This is a genomic window from Xanthobacter pollutisoli (assembly GCF_040044995.1).
Classification (GTDB): Bacteria; Pseudomonadota; Alphaproteobacteria; order Rhizobiales; family Xanthobacteraceae; genus Xanthobacter.
In genome coordinates this window covers 186,434-206,910 of sequence record NZ_JBDZDP010000005.1, presented here as the reverse complement: position 1 = coordinate 206,910, position 20,477 = coordinate 186,434, and the positions used below count along the sequence as shown (strand labels likewise).

At 68.0% G+C, this 20,477-nt stretch carries 17 protein-coding genes; 7 read left to right on the top strand and 10 right to left on the bottom strand.

The window, feature by feature from the left end; all coding sequences use genetic code 11:
• Nucleotides 1-102 precede the first annotated feature (102 nt).
• From mnmG to ABLE93_RS13225, 4 genes are read left to right on the top strand one after another with little or no spacing between them, the layout of a single operon-like run.
• Nucleotides 103-1,983: a tRNA uridine-5-carboxymethylaminomethyl(34) synthesis enzyme MnmG gene (gene mnmG, locus ABLE93_RS13240; RefSeq protein ID WP_348840287.1), complete on the top strand. Its 1,881-nt coding sequence runs from the start codon at nt 103-105 to the stop codon at nt 1,981-1,983.
• Nucleotides 1,984-2,010: 27 nt separating this feature from the next.
• Nucleotides 2,011-2,754: a 16S rRNA (guanine(527)-N(7))-methyltransferase RsmG gene (gene rsmG, locus ABLE93_RS13235; protein WP_348840286.1), complete on the top strand. Its 744-nt coding sequence runs from the start codon at nt 2,011-2,013 to the stop codon at nt 2,752-2,754.
• Nucleotides 2,751-3,629 carry a ParA family protein gene (locus ABLE93_RS13230; RefSeq protein WP_348840285.1) on the top strand — a complete coding sequence of 293 codons (879 nt, stop codon included), beginning with the start codon at nt 2,751-2,753 and terminating at the stop codon, nt 3,627-3,629. The genes rsmG and ABLE93_RS13230 overlap by 4 nt, the downstream gene beginning before the upstream one ends.
• 33 nt (nt 3,630-3,662) lie before the next feature.
• Nucleotides 3,663-4,574 carry a ParB/RepB/Spo0J family partition protein gene (locus tag ABLE93_RS13225; protein WP_348840284.1) on the top strand — a complete coding sequence of 304 codons (912 nt, stop codon included), beginning with the start codon at nt 3,663-3,665 and terminating at the stop codon, nt 4,572-4,574.
• A gap of 276 nt (nt 4,575-4,850) precedes the next feature.
• Here the strand turns inward: ABLE93_RS13225 and ABLE93_RS13220 are convergent, their stop codons facing one another.
• Nucleotides 4,851-5,315, bottom strand: coding sequence for a Ros/MucR family transcriptional regulator (locus ABLE93_RS13220; RefSeq protein WP_348840283.1), 465 nt, complete (start codon nt 5,313-5,315; stop codon nt 4,851-4,853).
• Between the two features lie 708 nt (nt 5,316-6,023).
• Between ABLE93_RS13220 and recR the strand changes: the two genes are divergently transcribed.
• Complete coding sequence (gene recR / locus ABLE93_RS13215; RefSeq protein WP_348840282.1) at nt 6,024-6,629, top strand: recombination mediator RecR; 606 nt, start codon at nt 6,024-6,026, stop codon at nt 6,627-6,629.
• 16 nt (nt 6,630-6,645) lie between these two features.
• Here the strand turns inward: recR and ABLE93_RS13210 are convergent, their stop codons facing one another.
• The 6 genes from ABLE93_RS13210 to murD all read right to left on the bottom strand — a co-directional run bounded on the left by ABLE93_RS13210 (nt 6,646) and on the right by murD (nt 15,119).
• A complete protein-coding gene (locus ABLE93_RS13210) occupies nt 6,646-7,395 on the bottom strand; it encodes an outer-membrane lipoprotein carrier protein LolA (protein WP_348840281.1) in 750 nt (249 codons plus the stop codon).
• 204 nt (nt 7,396-7,599) lie between these two features.
• Nucleotides 7,600-10,098, bottom strand: a complete 2,499-nt coding sequence (locus ABLE93_RS13205; RefSeq protein ID WP_348840280.1) for an FtsK/SpoIIIE family DNA translocase — start codon at nt 10,096-10,098, stop codon at nt 7,600-7,602.
• Nucleotides 10,099-10,114: 16 nt separating this feature from the next.
• The gene (locus ABLE93_RS13200; RefSeq protein WP_348840279.1) at nt 10,115-11,332 is read right to left on the bottom strand and encodes an aminotransferase class I/II-fold pyridoxal phosphate-dependent enzyme; all 1,218 of its coding nucleotides are present in this window, start codon (nt 11,330-11,332) and stop codon (nt 10,115-10,117) included.
• 94 nt (nt 11,333-11,426) lie between these two features.
• Complete coding sequence (locus ABLE93_RS13195) at nt 11,427-12,404, bottom strand: bifunctional riboflavin kinase/FAD synthetase (protein WP_348840278.1); 978 nt, start codon at nt 12,402-12,404, stop codon at nt 11,427-11,429.
• A 98-nt stretch (nt 12,405-12,502) separates the two neighbouring features.
• Nucleotides 12,503-13,402 (bottom strand): TIGR01459 family HAD-type hydrolase, encoded by a 900-nt coding sequence (locus ABLE93_RS13190; RefSeq protein WP_348840277.1) that lies wholly within the window; start codon nt 13,400-13,402, stop codon nt 12,503-12,505.
• 97 nt (nt 13,403-13,499) lie between these two features.
• Complete coding sequence (gene murD, locus ABLE93_RS13185; RefSeq protein WP_348840275.1) at nt 13,500-15,119, bottom strand: UDP-N-acetylmuramoyl-L-alanine--D-glutamate ligase; 1,620 nt, start codon at nt 15,117-15,119, stop codon at nt 13,500-13,502.
• A 179-nt stretch (nt 15,120-15,298) separates the two neighbouring features.
• Between murD and ABLE93_RS13180 the strand changes: the two genes are divergently transcribed.
• Together ABLE93_RS13180 and ABLE93_RS13175 are read left to right on the top strand one after the other, a co-directional pair.
• Entirely contained in the window at nt 15,299-15,514 is a 216-nt protein-coding gene (locus ABLE93_RS13180) for a YgaP family membrane protein (protein ID WP_348840274.1), read from the top strand.
• 159 nt (nt 15,515-15,673) lie between these two features.
• Nucleotides 15,674-16,309: an O-methyltransferase gene (locus ABLE93_RS13175; RefSeq protein ID WP_348840273.1), complete on the top strand. Its 636-nt coding sequence runs from the start codon at nt 15,674-15,676 to the stop codon at nt 16,307-16,309.
• A gap of 4 nt (nt 16,310-16,313) precedes the next feature.
• On the opposite strand, the gene mraY is transcribed toward ABLE93_RS13175, so the two are convergent.
• The 3 genes from mraY to ABLE93_RS13160 all read right to left on the bottom strand — a co-directional run bounded on the left by mraY (nt 16,314) and on the right by ABLE93_RS13160 (nt 20,409).
• Nucleotides 16,314-17,399 (bottom strand): phospho-N-acetylmuramoyl-pentapeptide-transferase, encoded by a 1,086-nt coding sequence (gene mraY / locus ABLE93_RS13170; RefSeq protein ID WP_348840272.1) that lies wholly within the window; start codon nt 17,397-17,399, stop codon nt 16,314-16,316.
• Between the two features lie 89 nt (nt 17,400-17,488).
• Nucleotides 17,489-18,934, bottom strand: coding sequence for a UDP-N-acetylmuramoylalanyl-D-glutamyl-2,6-diaminopimelate--D-alanyl-D-alanine ligase (locus ABLE93_RS13165; RefSeq protein ID WP_348840271.1), 1,446 nt, complete (start codon nt 18,932-18,934; stop codon nt 17,489-17,491).
• Nucleotides 18,931-20,409, bottom strand: a complete 1,479-nt coding sequence (locus tag ABLE93_RS13160) for a UDP-N-acetylmuramoyl-L-alanyl-D-glutamate--2,6-diaminopimelate ligase (RefSeq protein ID WP_348840270.1) — start codon at nt 20,407-20,409, stop codon at nt 18,931-18,933. Before ABLE93_RS13160 ends, ABLE93_RS13165 begins: the two co-directional genes overlap by 4 nt.
• Between the last annotated feature and the right edge of the window lie 68 nt (nt 20,410-20,477).

Below are 20,477 nucleotides of genomic sequence, written 5' to 3'. Positions count from 1 at the left end.
CGTCTGGCGCCGTGTTTCACGTGAAACATCCCGCCGCGCTTGACGCCGGCGGCCAGGAGGCGTTTCCAGTGGGGCAAGATCCTTCTTCTTCGCCGGAGATCCATGAACGCGTCCCCTCCTTCCTTCTCCTATGACGTGATCGTCGTGGGTGGCGGCCATGCCGGATGCGAGGCCGCCGCCGCCGCCGCGCGCCTCGGTGCGCGCACGGCGCTTGTGACTCACGCGCGGGCGACCATCGGTGCCATGTCCTGCAACCCCGCCATCGGTGGTTTGGGGAAGGGCCATCTTGTGCGGGAGATCGACGCCCTGGACGGGTTGATGGGGCGGGTGGCGGATCAGGGCGGCATTCAGTTTCGCGTTCTCAACCGCCGCAAGGGCCCGGCCGTGCGCGGGCCGCGGGCGCAGGCCGACCGGAAGCTCTATGCCGCGGCCATGCAGCAGGCGCTAGCGGAGCAGGCGGGTCTCCACATTCTGGAAGGAGAGGCCGACGACATCTGTGTCGCCGACCGGCGCGTCACGGGCGTGCGGCTGGCTGATGGTCGCTCGTTCGCGTGCGGGGCGCTGGTGCTCACCACGGGCACGTTTCTCAACGGCCTCATCCATCTCGGCGACGAGAGCTATCCCGCCGGGCGCATGGGCGAGAAGCCGGCCCTGGGTCTTTCTCCCGCTTTGGTGCGCTTGGGCCTGCCCCTCGGTCGGCTGAAGACCGGAACGCCCGCCCGCCTCGATGGGCGCACCATCGACTGGGCGAGCCTGGAGATGCAGGCGGGTGACGATCCCCCCGAGCCGTTTTCCACCCTCACCACGCGTCTGCCCAACCCGCAGGTGGAATGCGGCATTACCCGCACCACGGATGCGACCCACGCGGTGATCCGGCAGAACCTCTCACGCTCCGCCATGTATTCGGGACGCATCGAGAGCACCGGTCCGCGCTACTGCCCCTCCATCGAGGACAAGATCGTCCGCTTCGGTGACCGCGACGGCCATCAAATATTCCTCGAGCCGGAAGGCCTGGATGATCCGACCGTCTATCCCAACGGCCTTTCGACCTCGCTTCCGGCAGACGTGCAGGTGGCCTTCCTGCGCACCATTCCCGGCCTCGAGAAGGTGACGGTGCTGCGCCCGGGGTATGCCATCGAATACGATCATGTGGATCCTCGTGCCCTTGGCCCGTCCTTGGAAGCAAAGGGCGTCTCCGGACTGTTTCTCGCGGGGCAGATCAACGGCACGACGGGATATGAAGAAGCAGCGGCGCAGGGCCTGCTCGCCGGCCTCAACGCAGCGCGGCGAGCCGGCGGCAGCGCGGGCATCGTGCTCGACCGGGCCGAGGCTTATCTCGGGGTAATGGCAGACGATCTCGTGACCCGCGGGGTGAGCGAGCCCTATCGCATGTTCACCTCGCGCGCCGAATATCGATTGACCCTCAGGGCGGACAATGCGGACCAGCGGCTCACCGCCCGTGGCATCGCGCTCGGTCTTGTAGGCAGCACCCGGGCGGTACATTTCGCTGCGCGGACGCAGGCCCTCGCCGCCGCCCGCGACCTGACTCTCCGTTTGGGCGTGACGCCGACGGAAGGCGCGCGCCACGGCCTCACGCTCAATCGTGACGGCCAGCGCCGGACGGCTTTCGATCTTCTTGCCTATCCGGACGTCGACATGGCGCGTCTCGGCGCCATCTGGCCGGAACTGCGGGCTTTGCCGGCGGATATCGCCGCACAGGTGGAGATCGACGCGAAATATGCGGTCTATCTCGATCGCCAGGCCGCGGACATTCAACTCCTCCGCAAGGACGAGGCCCTCGCTCTGCCGGACGATCTCGCCTATGGCGATCTACCGGGACTTTCCAGCGAGCTGAAACAGAAGCTCGCCCGCGTGCGGCCGCGCACCGTGGGGCAGGCCAGCCGCATGGAGGGCATGACTCCGGCGGCCCTCACCCTCATCGCGACCCACGCCCGGCGTGCCGGCGCCGGTCGGGCGGGCTGAGGCGCTGTGGATCATGGGGATGGCGCCATGACCGCGACAGGTAGCGACCGGGAGGCTCAGCGCGCAGTCGAGGCGGCAGTTTCACGTGAAACATTCGCGCGCCTGGAAACGATCGCCGAGCTTCTGGCAAAGTGGCAGAAGACCATCAATCTGGTTGCGCCTGCGACCCTGCCCGAGCTGTGGGGTCGGCATATCGCCGATTCGCTGCAATTGATTAACCATGTTCCCAAGACGCCCTTGCGTTGGGTGGATCTCGGCTCGGGCGGAGGATTTCCCGGCCTCGTGGTGGGCGCCGCTTTGGCCGAGCGGCCCGACGCCCATATGCATCTGGTGGAAAGCGACACACGCAAGGCCGCATTCCTGCGCGAGGCGGCGCGCGCCGCCGGGCTTCCGGCAACGGTTCATCCGCGGCGGATAGAGGCGGTCGCTCAAGGACTTGCGGCGGGTACAGACGTGGTCTCGGCGCGCGCCTTGGCGCCATTGGCCAAGCTTCTCGACCTCGCCGAACCGTTCCTTATGGCTGGGGCTCTGGGTGTGTTTCCCAAGGGGCGCGACGCCGAACGCGAATTGACCGACGCACGCAAAGGCTGGACACTCGATTGCGAGCTGCGCCCCAGCGTGAGCGACCCGCACGCGCGGGTCCTGCTGGTGAACGGGGCAAGGCGCGCGGCCGATCGCTTCATTGGTTCGGGTGGGCGCGCTTCCGACGAGGAGGCTGGCGTCGCCGGCGAACCGTCCGCATCCGACGCGTCGAGGACCAAGGCGCCATGACCCAAGCCGACCTTCCCGAAGGCGAACATCCCGACACCGACATTCCCGGTGCGGGGACCTCCCCGGCCGGCGCGCCGCGGGTGCTTGCCCTTGCCAACCAGAAAGGCGGCGTAGGCAAGACAACCACGGCCATCAATCTCGGCACCGCCCTTGCCGCCATCGGCGAGACTGTGCTGGTGGTGGATCTCGACCCGCAAGGCAACGCCTCCACCGGGCTCGGCATTGACCGCCGCTCGCGCAATGTGTCGACCTATGACGTGCTGTCGGGTGAGGCCACCATGCGGCAGACGGTGATGCCCACCGGCGTGCCCCAGCTCTATGTGGCACCCTCCACCCTCGACCTCTCGGGACTGGAGCTGGAGATCGCTGCCGAACGTGACCGGGCCTTCCGCCTGCGCGCCGCGCTGCGCGAGCTCGCGGCCGACGCGGCGGCGCCGCGCTTCACCTATGTGCTGGTGGACTGCCCGCCCTCGCTCTCGCTGCTCACGGTGAATGCCATGGCGGCGGCTGACGCCATCGTGGTGCCGCTGCAATGCGAATTCTTTGCCCTTGAAGGGCTCTCGCAGCTGATGAAGACGGTGGAGCAGGTGCGGGTGGGCCTCAATCCGAGCCTCACCATCCATGGCATCGTGCTCACCATGTATGACGGCCGCAACAACCTGTCCGAGCAGGTGGTTCAGGACGTGCGCCAGTTCATGGGCGACAAGGTCTATGACACGGTCATTCCGCGCAACGTGCGGGTGTCAGAGGCGCCGTCCTACGGCAAGCCCGTGCTGCTCTACGACCTCAAGTGCGTGGGCTCGCAGGCCTATCTGCGGCTCGCCTCGGAGGTGATCCAGCGCGAGCGGGCGGCGCGCGCGGCTGCGGCGGCCTGAGGCCGGCAGGACAGAATGGGGACAGGGACGAAGATGGCGGACGAACAGCGCTCCCGACTGGGTCGGGGCCTTGCAGCGCTCATCGGCGAGATGGGAGAGCCCCCGCAGGCTCCGGCAGCACGCTCCGGCGGGGCGCGCGGCGGTCCGCGTCGCGTCCCCATCGAGCAGGTGAAGCCCAATCCGCGCAATCCGCGCCGTGCCTTCCTGGAAGAGGGGCTGGAGGATCTCACCGCGTCCATCCGTGAGAAGGGCATCATCCAGCCCATCGTGGTGCGGCCGCTGAAGGGGGCTGACAGCTTCGAGATCGTCGCCGGTGAACGCCGCTGGCGGGCCGCCCAGCGGGCCAGCCTGCATGACGTGCCGGTCGTGGTGCTGGAGCTGACTGATCGGGAAGCGCTGGAAATCGCCATCATCGAGAACGTACAGCGCGCCGACCTCAACGCAGTGGAGGAAGCCCAGGGCTACGAGGCGCTGATGGGCGAATTCTCTTACAATCAGAATGATTTGGCGAAGGTCATCGGCAAGAGTCGCAGCCATATCGCCAATACGCTGCGCCTTCTGAAACTGCCGGCGAGCGTGAAGACCTATCTCGCCGATGGACGCCTCAGCGCCGGCCACGCCCGCGCGCTCCTCGCCTGCCCGGACCCGGAGCGTGTCGCGCGGGACGTGATCGCCAAGGGCCTAACGGTGCGCGACGTGGAAGCGCTATCGAAGGCCCGCGCGCCGGAGCCGGCACCCGCATCGGGCAAGGTGCAGGCGGGGAAGGGCCGTAACACGCCTCAAGATCGCAAAAGTGCGGACAGCCGGGCGCTGGAGAAGCGCCTGTCGGATGCCCTCGGCCTTGCGGTGTCCCTCGATGGCGAGGGTGAGGCGGGGGAGATGCGCATTCGCTATGCGAGCCTGGACCAGCTCGACGAGATCTGTCGCCGGCTCGGCCTCGACTAGAGATGCCGACGTTGACGCGTGCAGACCTGCACGCGGGTCGTGCCGACCGTGCGTCTGGCAGAGCGGGCACGGCGTATCGCCTGGCGGAGCGAGGTTCGGCCTGGAGCAGCACTGGCAAGAAGAAGCGAAGATAAGGCGCCGGTTGAGCTGCGGGTGCCGGGCGTAGCGGTTGTTCGCGCGTTGGGCGCAAGAAAAACGGCTTCAGCACACCACTTCAAGCATTTCCCCGCCCGGAGGCTGGGGAAATGCTCTGCATCAGACCGTCTGAACTGAAGATCAGGCGGCGGCCTTGCGGCGGGTGGTCTTCTTGGCCGGCGCGGCGGGCGCCTTCTTGCGGGTCTGGCCGAGGCCCATGTTCTTGGCAAGTTCGGAGCGCGCGGCAGCATAGGCCGGGGCCACCATGGGATAATCCTTCGGCAGGCCCCACTTCTCGCGGTATGCCTCGGGGGTCATGCCATAGCTGGTGCGCAGATGCCGCTTCAGAGACTTGAACTTCTTCCCGTCCTCAAGGCAGATGATGTATTCCGGCGTCACCGACTTCTTGAGGGGAACGGCCGGCTTCTGCTCTTCCACCTGCGGGGCGGCCGGCGTGCCGAGCTGGCCGAGGGCGCGGTAGACGGACTCGATGAGCGCCGGAAGCTCAGCCGCCGAAACGCTGTTGTTGCTGACATAGGCAGCCACGATATCCGCCGTGAAGTCGATGAAGCTCGGCGACGGAGTATTGGAGGCGGAATCGCTCACGGGAGTCCCTTTCTGCATGTTCGTCGCGATGGGCGGGCAAGGAGCGCCACATGAGGGCTGACGCCGCATCGTCATATTAACTTTCGCAAATAATCTATAACACCTCATCGAACAAATACAATCGGGGTCGTGAAAACTCTTCGAAATCGAGCAATAGTGCCGATTTGCGCCTGACGCTGCGGCCATTGCGCCAGCTCCGGGCTGCCGAGATGATCCTTCGCAGAACAGCGAATCGACGCGCGCACAGTTGAAAACATCGGGCGAGGGAAGTGTTGGCAGGGGTACGGCCATTCTCCGCCGGATGCCGCGGCATACGAGATACTGGTCCAATGCCCGCCAAAGGATTTCATCTTGTCCTCAAGGGAGAAGTACAGGCCGGTAATCGCGCAACCCTTAGATGCGTTGCGGCCAGCTTGGCCATTTGCTAGTTGCGATTTTTCGATCCGGCCATGCAGGTCCACGACAGGTGCAAGAGTAGGTTCGCGGAAAGCTGGAGGTTGAGCGCCGGTGCGCCGGGGCGCTATTGCGGAGCGGAGGCGAGCAGGTCGCTGACCTGATAGCCGCATGCGTCAGCTTACTCAGAACAATGCACATCATGTTTCCATTGATCGGGCCGCGCTCTAGGACCAAACAAGGTCAATGGCGCCGGGATGAGACGCGCGTGATTTGCGTCGTTGCGTCGCTCCATGCCTGAAGCGGAAAGAAGTCATGCCCCGTGCCGTTGCCGGCCCCGAGATCGAACGCCTGATCCAGCTCATCGCCCGACTGCCGGGCCTTGGACCGCGCTCGGCGCGGCGCGTGGCATTGCATCTCATCAAGAAGCGCGAAGCCCTGATGGCCCCGCTGGCGTCGGCCATGAGCGAAGCGTTGGGCAAGATCGTCGAATGCCGGCGGTGCGGCAATGTGGATGTGTGCGATCCCTGTACCATCTGCACCGATGCGAGCCGCGACGGCCGGGTGCTGGTGGTGGTCAGCGACGTGGGTGATCTCTGGGCACTGGAGCGCGCCGGCGTTCTGAACGCGCGCTACCACGTGCTCGGCGGTGTCCTCTCACCCCTTGATGGAGTCGGACCAGAAGATCTCAATTTGGGAAAATTGGTCGCGCGGGTGCATGACGAGGGTATTGGCGAGGTGATCCTCGCCCTTGGCGCGACCGTGGACGGCCAGACCACCGCCCACTACATCACCGACCTTCTGCGCGACAGCGGCGCCCGCATCACCCGCCTCGCCCAGGGCGTGCCCGTAGGCGGCGAGCTCGACTATCTGGATGAAGGAACTCTCTCCGCTGCCATCCGCGCACGCACGCAGATGTGATCGCCCGAACGGGCGATCACTGGAGCATGCGCTCGAAATTGATGACGAAGAGCTTGGGATCGGGCCGCTTGTTGACCTGAAGATTCGAAAGCGAAACCTGGGTGTCGTAGCCCTGCGGGTCGGTGACCACCCACTGCTTCAGCGCCGACGTCTTGGCGTCGAACATGATGAGCAGGCGATAGGTGCCCATCATCGGCACCTGCTCCTGCATCACCACGGTGACGAACCGGTCGTCCTGGAAGATGCCGGTCACGTGGGGGTCTGTGGCGAGGTCGATCTGCTCGGCGAGAAGGAAGCGCAGTGGCGTCTGGGAGAGGGGCGTCACGTCCTGGGTGTTGAGCTTGCGATCGCGCACCGCCACCGACTGGCCGTTGGCGATGAGCTCCACCGGGCTCGGCGCGTCATATTCGAAACGCACCCGGCCGGGCTTCTGCATGTAGAAATCGCCGGTCCGCTTGGATCCGTCGGGGTCAATCTGCGTGAAGCTGCCGCTCAGCGCCTGCACGGAATTGTAGTAAGCGGTAACCCGATCCACCGTCGCGCGCGGCGCGCGGCCGTCGTTCTGCGCCGCCAAAACCACGGGCTGGCCGGGCTTCGCGGGCGGCATGGGGGCGGCCTGGCTCTGCCCTGGGCGCATCAGGTCGCCGGGCGGCTGGAGCGCCTGGGCACCCGCCGGGGCGCTTGCCAGAAGGCCGAGCGCCGTCAGAAGGCCGGCGGCGCCGGAGATGCGGAAGCTGGGGCGAAGGGAGGAGGAGCTCGGGATCATCGGCATCTCTGGCGCAGGGTGTTCGCTGGGCGGGAGGGGCATCCCGAAAGACGCTCCGATCAAACCCCCGCGCGGGCCGATCGGATCAACGCGGTTCGCGTCAACGCGGTGTAGCACAGTCTGCGGCCGGCCTGTGGCGAAGCTGTGGCCCTGCCGCTGATCCACAAAACCCTGCCGGGGCGGTCCTGTTCCCCGGCCGGGTAGCTATTCGGCGGCCTCCTCGGGCAGAAGGATCTCGCGCTTACCGGCGTGATTGGGGGAGCCGACGAGGCCCTCCTTCTCCATCCGCTCCACCAGCGAAGCCGCCCGATTGTAGCCGATCTGGAGCCGGCGCTGGATATAGGAGGTGGAGCATTTGCGGTCGCGCATTACCACGGCCACCGCCTGCGAGTAGAGGTCCTGCCCCTCCTCGCCGAAGCCGCCCTTGTCGAAGACGGCCCCGTCATCGTCGTCGCCGTCATTCTCCGCGGTCACCGCCTCCACGTAGGAGGGGGCGCCCTGGGCCTTCAGATGCTTCACCACGCTCTCCACCTCCTCGTCGGCGACGAAGGGGCCGTGGACGCGGGAGATGCGACCGCCACCGGCCATGTAGAGCATGTCGCCCTGGCCCAGCAGCTGCTCGGCCCCCTGCTCGCCGAGGATGGTGCGGCTGTCGATCTTGCTGGTCACCTGGAAGGAGATGCGGGTCGGGAAGTTGGCCTTGATGGTGCCGGTGATGACGTCCACCGACGGGCGCTGGGTGGCCATCACCAGATGGATGCCGGCGGCGCGGGCCATCTGGGCGAGGCGCTGGATGGCGCCCTCGATCTCCTTGCCCGCCACAAGCATCAGATCGGCCATCTCGTCGACGATGACGACGATGTAGGGCAGGGGCTCGAGGTTCATCTCCTCGCGCTCGTAGATGGCGTCGCCGGTCTCGTGGTCGAATCCGGTCTGCACCGTGCGGGCGATGGATTCGCCCTTCTCGGCGGCGTCCTTCACGCGGGCGTTGAAGCCGTCGATGTTGCGCACACCCAGCTTCGACATCTTCTTGTAGCGGTCCTCCATCTCCCGGACCGCCCATTTCAGGGCCACCACCGCCTTCTTGGGATCTGTGACCACCGGAGCAAGAAGATGCGGGATGCCGTCATAGACGGAGAGCTCCAGCATCTTGGGATCGACCATGATGAGCCGGCACTGTTCCGGCTTCAGCCGGTAGAGCAGGCTCAGGATCATGGTATTGATGGCCACCGACTTGCCCGAGCCGGTGGTGCCGGCGACCAGCAGGTGCGGCATCCGGGCAAGGTCGACGATCACCGGGTCGCCGCCGATGGTCTTGCCCAGCGCGATGGCGAGCTTGTGCCCGGTGTCGCCGAAGTCCTTCGTGGCGAGCAGCTCGCGCAGCAGCACTTTCTCGCGCTTCTGGTTGGGCAGCTCGATGCCGATGGCGTTGCGGCCCGGAACCACGGCGACGCGGGCCGAGATGGCGCTCATGGAGCGGGCGATGTCGTCGGCGAGGCCGATGACGCGGGACGACTTGATGCCCGGCGCCGGCTCCAGCTCGTACAGCGTCACCACCGGGCCGGGGCGCACCTGGCCGATCTCGCCGCGTACGCCGAAATCCTGCAGCGTGACCTCCAGCTCCTTGGCGGTCTCCGACAGCGCCTCCGGGCTCATGGCCGGCGCCTTGGTGGGGATGGGCGGGGCAAGAAGGTCAAGGGCGGGGTGCTGGTATCCGCCGCGCCGTCCGCCGCGCTTGCTTCCGTCCCGTCGCGCCGCCCTGGCCCGGGCGGGGATGGGCTCGCCGGAAAGGCCGGTATCGGTTGCAGGCTCGGTGCCGAGACGGGGCTCGACGAGGTGGTCCGCGCCGGACAATTGGGGTTCCAGGCGCCCGCCGGTGGGGGCGGGGGCAACCGCACCGGCAGACGCACTGCGCGCCGCAGACCCGCGCCGCGCGAGGCCGGCCCCGCCGAGCCGCGCCTTCCACGACAGGAAAGTGTGGGTGAGCGCGCCGAGGGAGATGGAGGTGCCATCGTCCTCCTCGTCCTCGTCGCCCACCTCGCCGGGAAGCTCGGCGTTGGGCGCCGGCTTGAGGGGGGTGCGGCGTCCGCCGCTCACGGCGAAGAACAGGCCGCAGGTGCCCACAGCGAGGCCGGCTACGCCGATGAGCGCCGCATCGACCAGGGAGGCTACCCCGCCGCGCATCACCCCGAACGCGCGGGGAAAGAGGTCGCCCAGGGCGCCGCCGAGGCCGGTGAGTCCCGGCCAGTGCTCCGGCTGGGGCAGGGCGCCGAGGAAAGCGGTGGTGCCGAGCACGCCCAGGAGCCACGCGGTGATGCGCATCCGCTCGCGGATGAAAGGTCGGTGGGTGACGAGCCGCCAGCCGGCATAGAGCGGCGGCAGCAGCACCGCGAGCGCCGCGAGGCCGAACAATTGGACCAGGAGGTCCGCCACCACCGCGCCGGGCCAGCCGAGAAGGTTGGCGACCGGCGTATCGGTGGCGTTGGAGAGGCTCGGATCGGTGGCCGACCACGTGCCCAGCGCCACGAAGGAGGTGAGCGTCGCAACGATGAGGCCCGAGCCGACGATCTCCCGGCCACGCCGACGCACCGCCAGCCGCAGGCTCTCGGGAATGATGTCGAGGCGCGGCACATGGTGCGCCTGCGGCTGCAGGCGGGTGTGCAGCACGGCGTCGGCCTGAGGGCGTCGGCGGGCCATGGGCATCGGCTCAGCGTCTCCTTCAGAGCGCGGCGACGAGGCGCCTCAGCACCTCCTCGCAGGTCGGGATGTCCTGGACGAGCGCGACGCGCAGGAAGTCGCCGCAGGGGTTGTCGCCGGCGAAGTCGCGACGGGCGAGATAGCCGCCGGGTACGGTGCGCAGGCCCTCCTCGCGCCACAGCTTCACCGCGGCCGCCTCGCCGCCGGTCATGCCGTCGCCGGCAAGGTGGGAGACGTCGAGCCAGAGGAAGAAGCCGCCGCCCGGGCGGACATAGCCGAAGCGCCCCGCCAGCATGCGGTCGGCGAGGTCGAACTTCGCCTTGTAGAGGTCGCGTGACGCCGTCACGTGGGTCTCGTCCTCCAGCGCCGCCACCGCCACTGCCTGCAGCGGCTCGGGCACCTGGGGCGCGGCGACCCAGCGGAAGGCAAGGAAATCCTTGAGAAAGGCTGGATCGCCGGCGCAGAAGCCGCAGCGCAGGCCCGGAAGGGACGAGCGCTTGGAGAGGGAATTGAAGGCGAGGGCTCGGGAGAGGTCGCCGCCCGCCACCTCCAGGATGCCTGCCGGCTTTTCGGCGCCGAGATAGATCTCCGAATAGCATTCGTCGGAGAAGAGAAAGGCGCCGTACCGCCGCGCAAGCTCCAGCGCCCGCCCGAGATAGTCGGGGGAGGCGATGGCACCCTGCGGATTGGCGGGGGAGGCGATGTAGATCGCGACCGTGCGCTGGAGCAGCTGCGGGTCGAGGGCATCGAGATCGGGCAGCCAGCCGCTCTCCTTGGTGGTGGGCACCACCACCGCCTCGCAACCCGCTGCCTCGGCGCCGGCCGCATAGGCGGCGTAGAAGGGATTGGGCAGCAGCATGGCGGGACTCCCGCCCGCGCCCTTGGCCGGGTCGGCAAGGCGGCGGGCGACGATGGCCGCGGAGAACAGGCCCTCGCGCGAGCCGTTGAGCGCCAGCACCTCGCGCTCGGCGTCCAGCGGCCGCGCCAGGTGATAGCGCTGGGCGAGCCAGCGTGCCGCGGCGGCGCGGAAGGTCGGCGCGCCTTCGGCGCGCGGATAGCGGCCGAAGCCCGCGAGATTGCTGTTGAGGGCCGGCCCGACGAAGTCCGGCATGGCGTGCTGCGGCTCGCCGACCGCGGCGCTGAGCGGCTGGCGGCCGGGCGCGATCCCTGCCAGCAGATCGGCAAGGCGGATGAAGGGCGAACGGCGGTCTTCAGGGGGCGCAGCGGGAGCTGATGGCACGATGCGGTCTTTTCTGGCGGCTGTCGTCATCCGCCCCAGAATGGGACCAGCCGGTTAAGGTGCGGCTAACTTAAGTGCGAAGATCGCGCATCAGTTACAGAGGGGCATCGCGATAGGCGCCGTCGCCCTGCGCCAGCACTTCTCGGGCTTGCCGTGCATCGGCGCCGATCTGCGCCACCAGCGCGTCGAGGCCGTCGAATTTCAGCTCCGGCCGCAGATAGGCGATGAACGCCACCTCCAGCGTGGCGCCGTAGAGGTCGCCGGAGAAGTCGAACAGGTGCACCTCCAGCAGCGGCCGGCCGTTGTCGAAGGTGGGCCTGCGGCCGTAATTGGCGACCCCGTCGAAGGGGCCGGCCGCGCACACCACCCGCACCGCATAGATGCCGAACGCCAGCTCCAGGTCCTGCGGCAAGGCGAGGTTGGCGGTCGGATAGCCGATGGTGCGGCCGCGCTTCTCGCCGTGGATCACCTCGGCCGAGACGGTGAAGGGGCGGCCCAGCATGTGGGCTGCGTGCCCCACCTGCCCCGAGGCCAGCGCCTGCCGGATGGCGGTGGAAGAGATGGCGTCGCCCTCATCGCGCATGGGCTCCACCACCTTAACCGCGAAGCCGTGGCGGCGGCCGGCCTCTTCGAGGAAGGCGGGGGAGCCGGCCCGCCCACGGCCGAAATGGAAGTCGAAGCCCACCGCTACGCCGGCGACGCCATAGCGCCCCACCAGGACCTCGCGCACGAAGGCCTCGGCTTCCAGCGCGGCGAGGGCGGCGTCGAACGGCAGCACAATGGCGCCTTTCAGCCCGCTGTCGGCGATGTAGCGCAGCTTTTCGGCCTCCGGGGTCAGCCGGTAGGGGGCGGTGGCGGGATTGAAGAAGGCGCGGGGATGCGGCTCGAAGGTCAAGGCCAGCGCAGGCCCGCCGGCCGCTTCGGCCATGGCGCGCGCGGTAGCGAACACCGCCTGATGGCCGCGGTGCACGCCGTCGAAATTGCCGATCGCCACCACCGGGCGCACCAGCGCGGGCGGCAGGGGATCGTTGCCGCGCACCAGCACGAAGTCGGAAGGGAGAGGGGCTGTCATCGGCGGGCGGGGGCCTTGCCTTGTCGTCGTCGGGACGCGCGGTGCGGCTCTAGGCTTCCCGGCCGTCGGCCGTCAAGGGCGAGAGCCGGCACGAGCGTCTACCAGGCGAGCCGGGGCATGACGCCACGCGGATGGGCATGGCCGGTGAAAAGCTCGGCCAGGGATTCGGTGTCGGGCACCGCGCCGTCGATGGACTTCAGCTCCTGCGCATGGATGCCGCCGGAGATGAAGAGGCTGTCGAAGCCGGCCTCATTGGCGCCGGTGATGTCGGTGCGCAGCGCGTCGCCGATGCCCAGCACCCGGGCGCGCTCGATGACGCCGCCCCGAATCACCTCTGCCCGGGCGAAGGCGGTGTCGTAGATCGGCCGGTAGGGCTTGCCGCACCAGAAGGCCTTGCCGCCGATCTCCTCATAGGCGAGGGCGATGGCGCCGGCACAGAAGATGAGCTTGTCGCCCCGCTCCACCACCAGATCGGGGTTGGCGCAGATCAGAGGCAACGCCCGGGCCTTCATGGCCGCGAGGGTGTCGCGATAGTCGTCAGGCGTCTCCACGTCGTCGTCGAGCAGGCCGGTGCAGACCACGAGGTCGGCCTCCTCCAGCGGGACGAGAGTCATGTCCAGCCCCTCGAAGGTGCCGACGTCGCGCGGCGGACCGAGGTGGAAGACGAGGGCGCCGGGCCGCGCCTCGAGCATATCGCGCGTGACGTCGCCCGAGGTGACGATGGCGTCGTAGGCGGTGCGCGGCACGCCGAGGCCGTCCAGCATCCCCATGATGAAGCGGTTGGGGCGCGGGGCGTTGGAGACCAGCACCACGCTCGCGCCGCCGGCCCGGACCTGTTCCAGCGCATCGCAGGCGGAGGGAAAGGCGGCGACGCCATTGTGGATGACGCCCCATACATCGCAGAGGATGAGGTCGTACTGGCCGGCGAACGTGGAAAGGCCGCCCACCATGGGTGGGGCATGCAGCTTCGTCCGCGTTCCGTTCCGGGTTTCGCCCATTCATCCTCTCCTCTTGTGCAGTGCACAGGTGCCACGGCGGGGCCGGATCGGCAAGCGCGGGCCTGCGCGCCGCGATGCCCTATGCCTTCCGTCCCGCTTAGGACTGGCCCTTGCCAGGGGGGCCGCCGGGATGTCCCCCCGGATGCCCCATTCCCGGATGTCCGCCGGGATGACCCGCCCCGTGCGGAGCGTGGGGGCTGCCGCCGTGAGGGTTGCCGTGCGGAGCGGCGTGGGGATTGCCCATGCCGGCCATGCCCGGCGGCATGCCGGGGTGGCCGCCCTTGGGCTGCTCCTTCTGGGCCACCGGCTCGGTGGAGCGGGTGCGCGGCTCGATGCCGGGAAGCGCCTTCACCAGCGATCGGAACGCGTCGCCACGCACCTCGAAATTGGGATACTGGTCGAAGCTGGCGCAGGCCGGGGAGAGCAGCACGACAGCCTCCTCCCGCCCGGACGCCTCGGCGTCGCGGGTGGCGGCGTCCACCGCCTTGTCGAGGGTGCTGACGATCTCGTGGGGCACCGCGTCGCCCAGGGTGCGGGCGAAATCCTCGGCGGCCTCGCCGATGAGATAGGCCTTGGCGATGCGATCAAACCAGGGCTGCAGCGGCGTGATCCCCCCGGCCTTGGGGCGGCCGCCGGCGATCCAGAAGATGTCCTTGAAGCTCGACAAGGCGCGCTCAGCGGCGTCGGCGTTGGTCGCCTTGGAATCGTTGACGAACAGCACCTTGCCCTTGTTCGCCACTTCTTCCATGCGGTGGGCGAGGCCGGGAAAGCGCTTCATGGCGACGGCGATGACCTCCGGCGCCATGCCCACCGAGCGGCAGGCGGCGAAGGCGGCGGCGGCGTTCTGGGCATTGTGGGCACCCCGCAGCGCGCCGATTCCACCGAGCGGCAGGCGAAAGCGCTCGGCCCCGCCTTCGCTCACCACCAGCGTCTCGCCGTCCAGCCAGATTCCGTCGGGGAGCGGGCGCTTCACCGAGATGCGAACCACCTGCTTGCCAGACTGCTCGGCCCGGTCGGCCATGGCGGCGGAGAAGTCATCGTCCACGCCCACCACGGCGGTACCGGTGTGTTCGACGCCGGTAACGAGGCGTTCCTTCACGGCGGCGTAGTTCTCGATGCTGCCGTGGCGGTCGAGATGGTCCGGGGTGATGTTGAGCATCACGCCCACGGACGGATCGAGCGAGGGCGCAAGGTCGATCTGATAGGAGGAGCACTCCACCACGTGGACCCGGGCCTGCTTGGGCGGGGCCAGCGAGAGGATGGCGGTGCCGATGTTGCCGCCCATCTGCACGTCGCGCCCGGCCACCCGCAGCAGGTGGGTGATGAGTGCCGTGGTGGTGGACTTGCCGTTGGTGCCGGTGATGGCGATGAAGGCCGATCGCCGGGCGATGGCCTGCCGCTCCCGGCAGAACAGCTCGATGTCGCCGATGATCTCCACACCCGCGGCCTGCGCCAGCTTCACCGACCAGTGCGGCTGGGGGTGGGTCAGCGGCACGCCGGGAGCAAGCACGAGCGCCTGAACGATGGTCCAGTCGATGTCGTGGAGGTCCTGGACGAGGATGCCGGCCTCGCCGGCCTTGCGGCGGGAGGCTTCTGAATCGTCAAAGGCGACGACCGTGGCGCCTCCAGCCTTGAGCGCCTCGGCGGTGGCGAGGCCTGAACCGCCGAGCCCGAAAAGGGCGACGGTCGCATCCTTGAAGACGGTGACGGGGATCATGGCGGTAATAACGTCCGTGCGGCAATGGCAATCCGTTTTCCCGTCTAGAGCAAGATCTGGAAAAGTGCGAACGCCTTTCGCATCCCACAACCGCGCTCCGGAGAATCTCGGACTTGACGGTTCTCATACATTCAGATCATTGAATGTTGGTGTGCGGAGCCTTTGGCCGGGAGGAAGACATGATTGCGAATGTGGGTGGTATCGACCGGATCCTACGGTTCTTGGCGGGGGCGCTGCTGCTCCTTGTGCCGTTCCTCGCCCCGTCGACGCCGGCGCTGGCGGCTCTGGGCCATTGGGCGTGGCTCATCGGCGCCTGGGGACTGGCGATGTTGCTGACGGCGATCTTCCGATTCTGCCCAGCCTACGCGCTGCTCGGCGTGCGGACCTGCAGGTAGGCTTTAAATGCAGGTAGGCCAACACCATAAATGGGCCAAGATCACGGAACGACTTCACAGATGAGGTGGTTCTATGTAACGCTGGCTGAACAGCTGAAAATAAGTTGGCAGCTCTCCAAAGGTAAAGCTGTCATATAAGATGAGCGGTGGGAGCGTTCGATGAACCTTGCTCGCCTCAAAGAGTCACGTCGGCTGCTTCATCCTTCCACTTGGCGTTGGTTCTTATTAACAGCAACCAACGGTGCATACGCACCTCTTTTCCAATCCTTGGCGGTATCCAACCGCGACCGGTTCAAGGATCCGGTGCCATGGTTCGCATGGCACAGCTTTCCGGTGCTCGCAGAAGAGGTAAAGGCCCGCACAGGGGGTAAGTTGCTGGAATGGGGCTCGGGAGCGTCTACCGCCTACTACGTCAGCAACGGCTTGAAGGTAACGGCGTTCGAGCACATTCCCGGCTGGGCTGACATGCTTCGCGACGCACTGAAGGCAAAAGGGCTTGAGGCGGATATCCGCGTTACCGCTCCGGAAGCCTATGCGAGACCTGACCTCGACCCCGGGGAATTCTCCATCTTCGTCATAGACGGCCGCGAGCGCTCCGCCTGCGCCGGATGGCTTGCCGAGGCGATCCAGGCCGGGCGTGTTGGTCCGGGAACACTCATCATTTTCGACGATTCCCAGCGGCCGCGCTATGCGGAGGCCATCGCGCTGCTGGCGCGCCTGTGCAAGCGGCAGGCGACCTATACCGGGCCGACCTCCCTCGACCTCGACAAGGCCACCACCTTCTTCTGGGTGTGAGGGCTTACCGCAGCTTCAGCGTGGCGAGACCGGCGAGAGCCAGCACCACGGCGACGATCCAGAATCGGATGACCACTTGCGGCTCGGTCCAGCCGAGCTGCTCGAAGTGGTGGTGGATGGGCGCCATCTTGAACACGCGCTTGCCGGTGAGCTTGTAGGATGCCACCTGCACGATCACCGAGACCGCCTCCAGCACGAACAGCCCGCCCACGACGGCCAGGACGATCTCGTGCTTGGTGGCGACCGCCACCGTGCCGAGCAGCCCGCCCAGCGCCAGCGATCCGGTGTCGCCCATGAACACCTGCGCCGGCGGCGCATTGAACCAAAGGAAGCCGAGGCCGGCCCCCATCACGGCGCCGCAGATCACCGCCAGCTCGCCCGCGCCAGCGACGTAATGGATCTGCAGATAGTCGGCGAACACCACGTTGCCGGCGAGATAGGCGATGAAGCCGAAGGAGCCGGCGGCGATCATCACCGGCACGATGGCGAGGCCGTCGAGGCCGTCGGTGAGGTTCACCGCATTGCCGGCGGCGACGATGACGAACATGCCGAAGATGGCGAAGAACATGCCGAGGTTCAGCAGCAGATCCTTGAAGAAGGGAAAGGCCACGGACGTGGAGAGCACCGGCTTGCCCACGTTCATGATGACCGCGACGGCGATGCCGGCGATCACCGCCTCGATAGCGAGGCGTGCCTTGCCCGACAGGCCGTTGTGGGTCTGCTTCGTCACCTTCAGGTAATCGTCGTAGAAACCGATCATGCCGAAGCCGAGGGTGACCAGCAGCACCATCCACACATAGGCGTTGGACAGGTTGGCCCACAGCAGCGTCGCCACCACGATGCCGGCGAGGATCATCAGCCCGCCCATGGTGGGCGTGCCCTTCTTGGTGAGAAGGTGGGACTGCGGCCCGTCGGTGCGGATGGGCTGGCCCTTGCCCTGCTTCAGCCGCAGCATCGAGATCATGGCCGGGCCGAACAGGAATACGAACAGGAGCGCCGTGACGACTGCGCCGCCGGTGCGGAAGGTGATGTAGCGGAAGACGTTGAAGGCCGGAAAGGACTGGTGAAATTCGGCAAGCCATTGGAGCATCGGAACGTCATCCCTGGGGCGTCTCCGAGCGCAGCGGATCCCCGGCTCGCGAGAGAAAAAGAAATCAGCGGGCGAGCCGAGGGCCGGCACTAGAGCATCGCGTCCTCGGCGGCACGGAAGCGTTCGGTGAGCGTCTTCACCAAAGGACCCATGCGGCTGCCGTTGGAGCCCTTCACCATCAGCGTGTCTCCGGCGCGGATGGCGGAGGCCACCATTGGCTCCAGATGGGTCGCATGGATGGCATAGCCGCCACGCCGCTCGGCCGGCAACGCCTGCCACAGAGCGTGCATCTGCGGGCCGCAGCAATAGACCTGGTCGATGCGCGCGGTCTTGACCGCATCGGCGAGGTCGGCGTGGTGCGCCTCGCCGTCGGGGCCCAGCTCCAGCATGTCGCCGAGCACGGCGATGCGCCGCCCGCGCGGTCCCACCGGGGTGCGGCTCAGCACGTCGAGGGCGGCGCGCATGGAGGCGGGGTTGGCGTTGTAGCTTTCGTCCAGAAGGGTTGCCTGCCCGCCCTTCACCTGAAGGCGGATGGGCACGCCGCGGCCCGGCGGCGGCTTCATGCGCGAGAGCGCGAGGGCGGCCAGGGCGAGGTCGGCGCCGAGCAGCTTCGCTGCCGCGAGCACCGCCAGCATGTTCTGCACGATGTGTCGGCCGGGCATGCCCACCTTGAAGGTCACCGGCGTGCCCATCACGTCCGCCACCGCCACCGAGCAGAAGGACTGGAGCGCCGCCTCTTGCAGCCGCACGTCGGCGCCTTCGGTCTCGCCGAACGAAACGATGTGCGAGATGCCGCGCGCCTCTGCGGCGGCCTTCAGCCGCGCGAAGTGGGGATTGTCGAGATTGAGCACCGCCGCCCCGCCTGGCTCGACCCCGTCGAAGATCTCGGCCTTGGCGTCGGCGATCTCCTCGATGGAGGAGAACTGGGCGATATGGACAGGCTCCACGGTGGTGACGATGGCCACCTGCGGGCGGACCATCCGCACCAGCGGCGTGATCTCGCCGGGATGGTTCATGCCGATCTCGAACACGCCGTAGCGGGCCTCGCGGGGAAAGCGGGCGAGGGAGAGGGGCACGCCCCAGTGATTATTGTAGGAGGCCGCGGAAGCGTGGGTCTCGCCGTCGGCGCCGAGGGCGATGCGCAGGGCTTCCTTGGTGGTGGTCTTGCCCACCGACCCGGTGACCGCGACGATCCCGGCTTGGGAGCGCGCACGGCTGGTGCGGCCGAGGTCGGCGAGGCCGCCGAGCACGTCATCCACCACCAGAGCGGGGGCGCCCGCCGGCAGTAACGCCAGCTTGTCGCGGGCGACCACACAGAGCGAGGCACCCGCCTCCAGCGCCTTGCCTACATAAGCATGGCCGTCGCTGTTCTCGCCGGCGATGGCGAAGAAGGCGTCGCCGGGGGAGAGGGTGCGGGTGTCGATGGAAATGCCCGTGGCATCGCGCGGCGCGCCCTGCACATCCGCACCCATGGCGGCCGCCAGCTCGGCGGCGGTGTGGAGGATCCGGCTGCCTGCTTCCCCGCTGCTGCTCATGCCGCTGTCTCCTTCAGTACGGCGAGGACTTCCGCCGCGTCCGAGAACGGATATGTCCGGTCGCCGATGATTTGGCCGGTTTCGTGACCCTTGCCGGCAACAAGCAGCGCGTCTCCCGGCTGGAGCATATCAATACCGGCGCGGATGGCCGCGGCCCGGTCGCCGATCTCGCGCACCGCGGTGCTGCCCGAGCCATGGGCGCCGGCCAGGACCTCGGCGCGAATCACCGCCGGGTCCTCGCTGCGGGGATTGTCGTCGGTGACGATGACGAGGTCCGCCTTGGCTCCGGCAATGGCGCCCATGATGGGCCGCTTGCCCTTGTCGCGATCGCCGCCGCAGCCGAACACGACGACCAGCCGGCCGGGAATGGCCGCCCTGAGGGTGTCGAGCACCGTGGCGAGGGCTTCCGGCTTATGGGCATAGTCCACGAACACCGGCCGACGGGGATCGTCACCGATGCGCTCCAGTCGCCCCGGCACACCCTTGAGGTTGGCGAGCGCCGCAAGGGCCGCCGAGCGATCGGCGCCGCAGGCGATGGCGAGGCCGGCGGCGAGCAGGGCATTGTCCAGTTGGAAGCGGCCGACGAGCGGCACGATGGCGGCGCTGCCGTCGGCGAACATCACCTTCTGCCCGCCCGGCGCCCCGGTGACCGCGAAGACGTCGATACCGTCCGCTCGGCCTTCGCCGATGGGCAGGGTCTTCAGCCCGCGCGTCTCGGCCCAGGCGAGGGCGGTGGCGGCGAACGGCGCGCCGGTGACGGTGACGGCGGTGCCCTCCGCCGGCATCACCTCGGTGAAGAGCCGCAGCTTGGCACGGAAATAGGCATCGATGGTGGGATGATAGTCGAGGTGGTCGCGGCCGAGATTGGTGAAGCCGCCGGCGGTGATGCGCACGCCGTCGAGGCGCTTCTGGTCGAGCCCGTGGGAGGACGCCTCCAGCGCCATATGGGTCACGCCCTCGCCGGCCAGCCGGTCGAGGGTCTTGTGAAGCTCCACCGGATCGGGGGTGGTCAGGCTGCCGTAGGTGGCGCCGTCCGGGGCCACCAGGCCGATGGTGCCGAGATACGCGGCGCGATGCCCGAGCTGCTGCCAGATCTGTCGCAGGAAGAAGGCGACGGACGTCTTGCCGGCCGTGCCGGTCACCGCGGCGACCGTTTCTGGCTGGCGCGGATGCATGCGGGCTGCGGCGAGCGCCAGAGAGCGGCGGGCATCGAGCGTGAAGGCGAGCGCCACCTGCGGCGGGAGCAGCGGCGCGGGGGCGGCGGGCTCCATGAGCACCGCGGCTGCGCCGCGCGCGACGGCGTCGGCGATGAAGCGGCTGCCGTCGGCATGGGTGCCGGGAATGGCGACGAAGAGATCGCCCGGTCTGATCTTCCGGCTGTCGGCCGCGACGCCCGTGATCGCTTCGTCCGCGCCGCCCGGCGTGCGGATGCTGGCATGGCCGTCGAGGAGGTGTCCGAGGGGGAGTGTGGTCATCGGCCCTCTTGTTGCATCCGCCCGCCCCGGTTGTCACCCCGCCGGATGCGACGGGAGGTATCCCTCGG

What these genes read in the sequence shown, in the direction of transcription:
- mnmG (WP_348840287.1), top strand. Translation starts at nt 103, where the DNA reads ATGAACGCGTCCCCTCCTTCCTTCTCCTATGACGTGATCGTCGTGGGT.
- rsmG (WP_348840286.1), top strand. Translation starts at nt 2,011, where the DNA reads ATGACCGCGACAGGTAGCGACCGGGAGGCTCAGCGCGCAGTCGAGGCG.
- ABLE93_RS13230 (WP_348840285.1), top strand. Translation starts at nt 2,751, where the DNA reads ATGACCCAAGCCGACCTTCCCGAAGGCGAACATCCCGACACCGACATT.
- ABLE93_RS13225 (WP_348840284.1), top strand. Translation starts at nt 3,663, where the DNA reads ATGGCGGACGAACAGCGCTCCCGACTGGGTCGGGGCCTTGCAGCGCTC.
- recR (WP_348840282.1), top strand. Translation starts at nt 6,024, where the DNA reads ATGCCCCGTGCCGTTGCCGGCCCCGAGATCGAACGCCTGATCCAGCTC.
- ABLE93_RS13210 (WP_348840281.1), bottom strand. Translation starts at nt 7,395, where the DNA reads ATGATCCCGAGCTCCTCCTCCCTTCGCCCCAGCTTCCGCATCTCCGGC.
- ABLE93_RS13205 (WP_348840280.1), bottom strand. Translation starts at nt 10,098, where the DNA reads ATGCCCATGGCCCGCCGACGCCCTCAGGCCGACGCCGTGCTGCACACC.
- ABLE93_RS13195 (WP_348840278.1), bottom strand. Translation starts at nt 12,404, where the DNA reads ATGACAGCCCCTCTCCCTTCCGACTTCGTGCTGGTGCGCGGCAACGAT.
- ABLE93_RS13190 (WP_348840277.1), bottom strand. Translation starts at nt 13,402, where the DNA reads ATGGGCGAAACCCGGAACGGAACGCGGACGAAGCTGCATGCCCCACCC.
- murD (WP_348840275.1), bottom strand. Translation starts at nt 15,119, where the DNA reads ATGATCCCCGTCACCGTCTTCAAGGATGCGACCGTCGCCCTTTTCGGG.
- ABLE93_RS13180 (WP_348840274.1), top strand. Translation starts at nt 15,299, where the DNA reads ATGATTGCGAATGTGGGTGGTATCGACCGGATCCTACGGTTCTTGGCG.
- ABLE93_RS13175 (WP_348840273.1), top strand. Translation starts at nt 15,674, where the DNA reads ATGAACCTTGCTCGCCTCAAAGAGTCACGTCGGCTGCTTCATCCTTCC.
- mraY (WP_348840272.1), bottom strand. Translation starts at nt 17,399, where the DNA reads ATGCTCCAATGGCTTGCCGAATTTCACCAGTCCTTTCCGGCCTTCAAC.
- ABLE93_RS13165 (WP_348840271.1), bottom strand. Translation starts at nt 18,934, where the DNA reads ATGAGCAGCAGCGGGGAAGCAGGCAGCCGGATCCTCCACACCGCCGCC.
- ABLE93_RS13160 (WP_348840270.1), bottom strand. Translation starts at nt 20,409, where the DNA reads ATGACCACACTCCCCCTCGGACACCTCCTCGACGGCCATGCCAGCATC.